This is a genomic window from Cytobacillus sp. (assembly GCF_964223445.1).
GTDB lineage: Bacteria > Bacillota > Bacilli > Bacillales > Cytobacillaceae > Cytobacillus.
This window is the reverse complement of sequence record NZ_CAXQGS010000002.1, coordinates 1-7103: the sequence shown is the minus strand read 5'-3', so window position 1 is coordinate 7103 and position 7103 is coordinate 1. Positions and strand designations below refer to the sequence as shown.

At 41.3% G+C, this 7103-nt stretch carries 9 protein-coding genes; 6 read left to right on the top strand and 3 right to left on the bottom strand.

Annotation, left to right across the window (positions count from 1 at the left end; translation table 11 throughout):
* Positions 1-76: 76 nt before the first annotated feature.
* The 3 genes from ACEQ1T_RS00085 to ACEQ1T_RS00075 all read right to left on the bottom strand — a co-directional run bounded on the left by ACEQ1T_RS00085 (position 77) and on the right by ACEQ1T_RS00075 (position 1425).
* Positions 77-403 (bottom strand): histidine kinase N-terminal 7TM domain-containing protein, encoded by a 327-nt coding sequence (locus tag ACEQ1T_RS00085; protein ID WP_370221368.1) that lies wholly within the window; start codon positions 401-403, stop codon positions 77-79.
* A 161-nt stretch (positions 404-564) separates the two neighbouring features.
* Positions 565-1206, bottom strand: coding sequence for a pyridoxamine 5'-phosphate oxidase family protein (locus ACEQ1T_RS00080; protein WP_206846081.1), 642 nt, complete (start codon positions 1204-1206; stop codon positions 565-567).
* Positions 1207-1245: 39 nt separating this feature from the next.
* Complete coding sequence (locus tag ACEQ1T_RS00075) at positions 1246-1425, bottom strand: hypothetical protein (RefSeq protein ID WP_206846083.1); 180 nt, start codon at positions 1423-1425, stop codon at positions 1246-1248.
* 73 nt (positions 1426-1498) lie between these two features.
* On the opposite strand from ACEQ1T_RS00075, the gene ACEQ1T_RS00070 reads away from it, so the two are divergent.
* The 6 genes from ACEQ1T_RS00070 to ACEQ1T_RS00045 form a co-directional block, all read left to right on the top strand.
* Positions 1499-1663 carry a hypothetical protein gene (locus tag ACEQ1T_RS00070; RefSeq protein WP_206846086.1) on the top strand — a complete coding sequence of 55 codons (165 nt, stop codon included), beginning with the start codon at positions 1499-1501 and terminating at the stop codon, positions 1661-1663.
* Between the two features lie 203 nt (positions 1664-1866).
* Positions 1867-3414: a sigma-54 interaction domain-containing protein gene (locus ACEQ1T_RS00065; protein WP_370221367.1), complete on the top strand. Its 1548-nt coding sequence runs from the start codon at positions 1867-1869 to the stop codon at positions 3412-3414.
* A 193-nt stretch (positions 3415-3607) separates the two neighbouring features.
* Positions 3608-4468, top strand: a complete 861-nt coding sequence (locus ACEQ1T_RS00060; protein WP_206846092.1) for a 3-keto-5-aminohexanoate cleavage protein — start codon at positions 3608-3610, stop codon at positions 4466-4468.
* Positions 4469-4497: 29 nt separating this feature from the next.
* Positions 4498-5562: a ketopantoate reductase family protein gene (locus tag ACEQ1T_RS00055; RefSeq protein WP_370221366.1), complete on the top strand. Its 1065-nt coding sequence runs from the start codon at positions 4498-4500 to the stop codon at positions 5560-5562.
* 3 nt (positions 5563-5565) lie between these two features.
* The gene (locus ACEQ1T_RS00050; RefSeq protein WP_268891839.1) at positions 5566-5694 is read left to right on the top strand and encodes a hypothetical protein; all 129 of its coding nucleotides are present in this window, start codon (positions 5566-5568) and stop codon (positions 5692-5694) included.
* 14 nt (positions 5695-5708) lie between these two features.
* Positions 5709-7103 (top strand): sodium:solute symporter family protein (locus tag ACEQ1T_RS00045; protein WP_370221365.1); only part of this gene is annotated, 1395 nt, incomplete at its 3' end.

Here is a 7103-nt window from a genome sequence, read left to right as displayed (position 1 = left end):
ACGAGGAGGAAGAAAAAATTGCTCGTAAATCCCTCCGAAACCGCATGCGGGGAAGCTTCCGACGCAATTTGTTGGATTAGAAAAATCTTAATGCCACCCTTGTTGGCGTTTTTATGCTCAGCTTGTGTCCGGCATATTCCAGACACATCAATAAAGTGAAAACAGGAATGAATGGCATGAACAAATATTCAATGCCCAGCCAGAATTGAATTTCTGGTAAAGTGGAGCTCGACAATTCGAATGCATAGGAAAAGGTAAAGATCGCGGACAGCAGTGTTAAGATCTTATAAGGTCCGGCACCCGGTGCATTCCTTAGTTTAAAGTGTGCAAAGAGACAAAGCGATAAGCTCAGTGCCCCTGAAAAAGTGAGAATGAGGATATACATCCATAATTCGTGCCCCATTTGAGTTTTCTCCAAAATGAAAATATTTTTCTCCTATTATATAATTCCTTTTTCTATAGTACTAGCTTTATATTTTTAATAATTATAGGGCTCATTGCGTTTCAGGAAAGGTCATTTCAGTGCTGCAGCTGCCGGACAGCCGCTCTTTTATAGAGGCTGCCTTAATACAATCTATTTTTATAACTATCCTGGAGATCCTTCTTCACTTGTTCGGATGTGTCATTCGGCAATTTTGAATGAGCTGCCAGTATAGCAGGGGCAGAAGGAAGGGCTTCTTTCGCAAGCCATGACTCTCCGTTCCATAATCCCGATCGGATCAATGCTTTCGCACAATGGATAAAGCATTCCTCTGCTTCTACTAAAATTCCAAATAAGGGAGCGCGGCCTTTTACCTTGCTCTTCTCTAAGAGCTCAGGGTAACGGCAAATATAAGCTTTGCCATTAATTCTTAGCGTTTCTCCAAGCCCTGGTATGAGAAAAAGGAGTCCAATATTGGGATTTTCTATGATATTATGAGCGGAATCCATTCTTTTATTGCCCGGCCGTTCCGGAATAAAAAGATGCTGCTCGTCAAGAACCGTCACAAACCCGGGGGAATCCCCCCTTGGAGAAACATCACATTTTCCATCGGAATCTGAAGTGGACAAAGTTAAAAAAGGTGATTTGGAAATAAAGTCAATGCAATGCTCATCGATGAAAGTAATAACTTTGCCGGCAGCACGCGCACTGGGCTGGCCAATTTCCTCCCGAAAAGACGCAAATTCTTCTCTGGTAGTTATAATATCCGGATATTTTGAACTCATAGGTTTCACCTTTTTCTAATGGTATAGGGATCTTTAGTGTTATGTCCTGGATGATTTTTTAACAATACGAAAAACAAAATAATAAACCCCGCTAAGCCCCAATATCCCCAGCACAGTCAGGAAAGGCATTTTTTCAGCAAATATTATTCCAATCACAAATAGGGCAAAACTCAAAATGACGGCTAATAGACTTAATAAAAGCCGCTGCGATTTTTTCAAAACTCTCACCGCCTTCTTTTCTATAAAATTCTGTGTGTTAAAATGGCCATATCTTTTCACTGGGGGGCTGTAAATGGACTTCTTTGGGGATTTATTTTGGCTGTTATTCGTGATCATGTGCGTATGTTTTTTCGTATTCCTTGCCTGCAGACAGCACGAATTGAAGAAAGAGCAGGAATATATCATCAAGCTGAATCATGAAATCCTGGATCGATTAAAGAAAATGGAAGAGATATGAATATGTTAACATAAATATCCATTTATAGGAGGTTAATCGGCAAAGTTTTAGATTGGAGACAAACAGTAACCGTATATCGCCATATCAACCGGAAGGGGAATAGCCTCCATTCTCTTGAATATAAGTCTTCCTTAATTCTATAATTATGTTTAACTTGATTAGAATATTGAGAAAGATCAGAAAACGTGGGATGTGAGGATGTCATGACAAAAGATAAACTATTTACTTCGAAGGAATTTTTAAAAGATCTGATAGAGACAGTTAAAAATTCGCCACTGCATTCTCTGGATAAAAGGGAGACCGAAACAGGACTCATCAAAATTTTTGAAGAGATCAAAGAGTTAAATGAAGGCGACTATAAACAGGTTTGTGATGAACTTTATGATGGGATTTATATCTCTGACGGAGATGGAAAGACGTTATATGTGAATAAAGCTTACAGCAGAATAACCGGCCTGGCTCCTGATCTTGTCCTGAATAAATACGTGGGAGATCTGATGAAGGAAGGTTTATATAAAAACGCCATCACACCCGAGATTATCAGAACAAGAAAACCTATTAATGCGGTAGCTGAAATCCGAACGGGGGTTAAAGTGCTGACGTCAGGAAATCCCATTTTTGATCAAAAAGGCAATATTAAAAAGGTCGTTGTGATCAATCGGGATATGTCGGATTTGGTGGAAATGCAAGAAAAATTAGCAGCTTCAGAGAAACGTATGCAAGAGGTTGAAAAAGATAAGCTGAAAAATCAATATGAAATTGAACATCTCAGAAAATTACAGACATCCAAAAGTTTAATTGGAGAAAGCCAGGAGATGAAACCTGTTATTCAAATGATTCACCAGGTGGCCAATTTGGATGTAACGGTCCTAATAACTGGAGAAACAGGAGTTGGAAAAGAAGTTGTCGCGAATGAAATTTATATGAATAGTGAGAGGCATGGCAAGCCTTTTATCAAGATCAATTGTGCAGCCATTCCTGCAAGTCTCCTGGAGTCGGAGCTGTTTGGATATGAAAGCGGCTCTTTTACCGGCGCATCCAGTAAAGGAAAAATCGGCATGTTTGAATTGGCTGATAAAGGCACTTTGCTGTTGGACGAAATTGGGGAGATGCCGATTGAGCTGCAATCGAAGCTATTAAGGATTATTCAGGAAAAAGAAGTAACACGTATAGGCGGGACAAAGCCGATTAAATTCAATGTCCGAATCCTGGCGTCAACCAATTGCGATTTATACGAGCTTGTAAAAGAAGGGAAATTTAGAGAAGACCTGTATTTTAGGTTAAATGTATTTCCCATTCATATTCCGCCGCTTCGGATACGGGCAGAAGACATTGAGATATTAGTCAGACATTATTTGGACATTTATAATGCAAAATATAGTAAAGAAGTGCAATTAGAGAAGGAAGTATTCGAAGTATTTAAAGGGTATAACTGGCCTGGAAACATAAGAGAGCTGCAAAATGTGGTAGAACGAATGGTGATCGTTTCAGAAAAATTCAAGAGATTTAGTGCTGACCATGCAAAGAAGTTATTAAATATTGAGCTGGATGGTGCAAAAACATTAAATGAAGGATTCAGTTTGAAAAAGATTGTAGAAAGTGTTGAAAAAGAGACAATTGAAAAGGCATTGAAACTTTATGGAAGTACCAGAAAAGCAGCTGCCATATTAGATGTTGATCAATCTACTATCGTAAAAAAGGCCAAAAGGCTGGGAATTAACTTAAGTGATGAAAAACGGAATCGTTCATGATGAATTTTATCATCAAAACAAAAGCTTAATATACAAATGAAATAGTCAGATTATTTAAAAACTGATGAATTATTTCATCAGTTTTTTTATCTTGATGAGAGAAATAGCTGATGTTATCGTACTTTTGCTTTTGGCACAGAAATTGCATCTGTAGAAAACGAAAAACTTATTCTGCAGAAAGAGGGATCACACAATGGAAAAATTAATTATTACCGTAGCCCCAACAGGAGCACAAACCACTCGGGAACATACGCCTTATGTGCCATTATCGCCAAAAGAGATTGCGGATTCTGTATATGAGTCATGGAAAGAGGGGGCGGCTATTGCCCATATTCATGTAAGGGATCATCGGGGAGAAAATACACTTAACCTGGATACGTATAAAGAAGTCATCGACCGGGTCCAGGATAAATGCGATATTATTTTAAATTTAACAACTGCCGGGGGAATCGGAAATCGTGATGAAGATCGATTAAGAGTGTGTGAATTAAACCCTGAAATGGCTACCTTTGATGCAGGGACCATGAACTTTGGCCCGGGTGTCTTTCACAATACGCCTGAGTTCCTTGAAAGATTGGCGGCTGTTACGAAAGAACGGCAAATCAAGCCGGAAATTGAGATTTTCGATGTTGGCATGATTCACAATACGTTAAGGATTGCTAAAAAGGGATTGATTGACGATCCATTCCATTTTCAATTCGTACTGGGTGTGCATGGAGGTATGCCGGCAACTCCTAAAAACCTGATGTTTTTAATAGATAGCATTCCAGTAGGTTCTACATGGTCGGCAATTGGCGCAAGTAAGGATCAGTTAACCATCAATACGATGAGTATTCTATTAGGCGGGCACGTGCGGGTTGGAATGGAGGATAGCGTCTATTTTCGAAGAGGTGAATTAGCAGAAACGAATGCTCAATTCGTGAAACGAATAGCTAACCTGGCCCAAACATTGGGAAGAGAGGTTGCCACTCCAGCTGAGGCCAGAAAAATCTTGGGGATAGATAAGCTGAATAGAGGCAGTCTGGTTACATCCCTGAAGGGTGTCCAAAACTAGATCAAGTGACAAGAATAGGGGGAATAAAGATGAATATTGCGATTATGGGTGCAGGCTCTTTAGGGACAATCATTGGAGCACTAATGGCGGAAGGGGGAGAAAAAATAGATTTAATCGATATTAATGAAAGTCATGTAAATAGGCTGAATCAATCCGGTGCAAAGCTTTCAGGATTTATAAATAAGACGGTTCCTGTCAATGCCTTGACACCAGATCAAATAAGCAGCACATATGATTTAGTATTTCTATTAACCAAGCAGGTATTTACCTATGAATCTCTCCATCAATTGCTTCCTTATCTGCATGAAAACAGCATCGTCTGTACGCTCCAGAACGGAATCCCTGAAGAACATGTTGCATCCATTGTTGGGGCCAGCAGGACGATTGGCGGGGCTGTTGGCTTTGGAGCGACATGGAAAGGCCCGGGCGAGTCTGAACTCACCACCGAATGGGAGACTGTAAAGAAATATGCATTTGAGATAGGGGAAACGGACGGAAGAATCACGTCCCGCTTATCAGAAGTAAAAGCAGTATTGGAACATGTCGGCTATTGCAAGATCACGTCCAATATTAGCGGTATTAAATGGACAAAGTTATTAATGAACACAACCTTCAGCGGAATGTCTGCGGCACTGGGCTGTACGTTCGGCGAAGTTCTGTCAAATAAGGAAGCAATGACCAGCTTAGCTTATATTGCAGATGAAACCATTAAAGTGGCACATGCGCAAGGGATTCAATTAACCAATATGCAGGGAAAGGACATGGAATTCCTGGAACTGAAGGTAGGTCAAAAGGTTAGTGAAAAAATGGGCTTTTACCATGAGGTTTGGTCTCCTCACAGGAATCTTAAAGCGAGTATGCTGCAGGATTTAGTCCGTAAAGTAAAGACTGAGATTGACTTTATTAATGGCCATGTTTCAGAAAAAGGAAAAGCTTTTGGCATTCCAACTCCTTTTAACGATTTAGTCGTGGAGCTGGTATCGGAAGCGGAGAATAGGAAATCAGTTCCTTTGTTTTCTGAAAATTTACCCTTTTTCGAATCCTTGAATGTAGTAATGAAAAATAAACCAAGTGAACTTGTAAAGGAGAGATAATCCATGGCTATAGCATTGTTGATTTGGGGTGCCACAATCGCTTTTTCACTGATCTGCGGTACGATTCTTTGTTATAAAGTCGAAAAATCAAAAGTGAAACGCTGGGGATATTCCGGCAAATTATTTAAATAGGGGGTGGTGACAGTATGTGGTATATCGCTGTATTTGCATTTTATTTACTATTTATCGTGTGGACATGTCTGAAAAGCTTGAAGAATGTTGAATCCATGTCAGACTTTACAACCGGCGGACACCGAATGGGCTTATTTATTGGTGTTGGTACGTCTGTTGCAACATGGGTCAGTGTTGCCTCTGTCATGGGGGTTCCGGGTTATTTATATAGTTCGGGAGTGGCGGCCATCATAGGATGGGTTGCGGGATGGTTTTTTGGTACCGCTTTAATTCCGATTGTTGCATATAAAGTCAGAAGACCTGAATCGCCGGCAAAAACTTTCCCTGAATTTATTCATCTCCGGTATGAACCATTAAAAAAGAATAGCCAATTGCGGACGCTGGTTGCGGCACTTATGCTTGTTGGATATTTTGTTTTTACGCATCTGCAGGTAGTCGGGTTTGGAATTGTTTTTTCAACTATTACAGGCATGAAATACGAAATAGCCATTTTCGCTTTTCTTGTTTTCCTTCTTTTTACAAGTATAGGAGGCTTCTGGTCCGTTGCTGTCACAGATACCGTGAACACCATTTTAATCATTTTGGGTGTGGTTTTAGGGGCTGTCGCTGTATTGTTTGCAGCAGGGGGATTCTCCAATATTTATGATACTCTGGCGGCTGCAACTGCCCCAACTGTTGTGGGAGGCGAAAGTCTATCAAAGGGAGTTTTATTGTCTCCAGTCGGAACCTTTGGCTTGGGTGCCCTTTTTTCTATTTTCATTTCCAATTCACTAGGGGCAGCCGTCTCCCCTCACTGGGTAGCAAGAATGCTGGCGCCTAAGAGCATTAAAGTAGCCATCATGCAGATGATGATCTCAGTCGTTTTGCTAATCGCCATTTTCGTTCCGTTAATCATTATTGGACTTGGTGCGAAAACATTGATTCCCAGCCTGCCGGCAGGCCAAACCACGGATTATATTATGCCGCTGGTGATCACGGAATATGCGCATCCTTTAGTGGGAGCACTAACTTTAGTCGCTTTATGTGCGGCAGCCGTATCGACTGCCAATTCCATGCTGCTGCATTGCGGGACATCGCTTTACTATGATATTTACAAAAATATATTCACATCGAAAACAACGGAGGAGAATTCAAAAAAGCATTTAATCGTTCGCCTTGACGTCCACCTCGACGGTCAGATCGCCATCTGCAACCTGACGCACGACGTCACGGACCACCGCAGGCTCGCCGCCGAGCTGTTTGAGCACCGAGCGCGTCACCAGGAGGGCCGCTGCAATGCCGACCACCAGAGCAATGGCGATAAGGGCAATGAACATCGTGCGAGCTTCTTCGTAGACTTCATCGCCGGCAGCACTCGCTTCGCGGCCACCCTCTACATTCATCGCCACCAGTTCAGAAAGAATGTTCTG